Annotated in this window: 1 pseudogene; it reads right to left on the bottom strand. The window is 55.6% G+C overall.

Going from position 1 to position 1,188, the window contains the following annotated elements:
* Positions 1–15 precede the first annotated feature (15 nt).
* Positions 16–1,133, bottom strand: a pseudogene (locus tag ACR1XY_RS24555) (IS3 family transposase).
* Positions 1,134–1,188: the final 55 nt, after the last annotated feature.

Raw genomic sequence — 1,188 nt, 5'->3', positions numbered from 1 at the left:
TGTCCAGCCCCAATTCTATGGGCCAGTTTTGAGCAAGGTTTCTGGAACGGGCGGTCGCATGTTTAGAGCCTGATGGGGTCTGACACGATTGTACTGTCTAAGCCAGGTATTGATGACGATCTGAGCCTGTTTGGTGGTGTGGAACCATTCTGCGTTGAGGACTTCCCGGCGCAGAGTGCCATTGAAGCGCTCGTTGTATCCATTCTCCCAAGGTGATCCCGGGTAGATTTGGATCGGCTTAATGCCCACCTTTCTTAACCAGGTCTGCAGGGCCGTTGCGATGAACTCCGCGCCGTTGTCGGAACGGATGTGTTCGGGCTTCCCGTGCCGCAATAAGAGTGGGTAGAGCGCATCCAGCACGTCTGCGCTGTTCATCTTCGGCTTGACCGCTACGCAGAGCGCCTCACGGGTATACTCATCCAGCACCGTCAGCATCTTGTAGCTCTGTCCGTTGCTCAGCTTGTCGTGGACAAAGTCAATGCTCCAGATGTGATTGGGATGTTGCGGTCGGAGCCGGATGATCGAGCTGTCCTTGTGGTACAGCCGTTTGCGTTTCTTGTGCCGTTGTGGGAGCTGCAAGCCTTCTTCGCGCCATAGTCGTTCGATCTTTTTATGATTGACTGCCCAGCCTTCGACACGCAGCAGCTCGGCGACCTTGCGGTAGCCGTAGCGCCCATACCGTTTGGCCAATCGGATCATCGCCAGACGTAACGCCTCATCATCCTTTGGCGCTGCGCGGTATTGCAGCGTGCTCCGCGCCAATCCAATCACGCGACAGGTGCGCCGTTCAGAGGTTGCCAGCTTTTGTCGGGTGTGGACCACGGCCTGACGAAGCTGGTCTGCCGTCAGGCCTTTGGCTTTAGATAATCAAGGCTCTCCTTGAGAATGAGTTTGTCCAGTTCAAGCTCAGCCACGATTTTCTTGAGCCGATCATTCTCTTTCTGCAGCGCCTTCAGATTGGCCATCTCAGATCGTCCCATCCCACCAAACCGCTTGCGCCATGTGTAATAGGTCGCATCACTGACACCAGCCGTTCTGCACGCCGTCGCGACATCCGAACCAGATGCCAGGCCCAGCTCAATCTCGCGCAAAAGCCGCAGAATATCTTCGTCCGAATACCGTTTCCGCGCCATCAATCCCGTCTCCAAAACTAAGCCAACTGTGGCACAGTTTTAGGGGGCCAAGACA

It is taken from the genome of Ruegeria sp. AD11(2025), from assembly GCF_056542405.1.
Note: the sequence above shows the minus strand (reverse complement) of the source record. Positions and strands in the feature narration are given on the sequence as shown.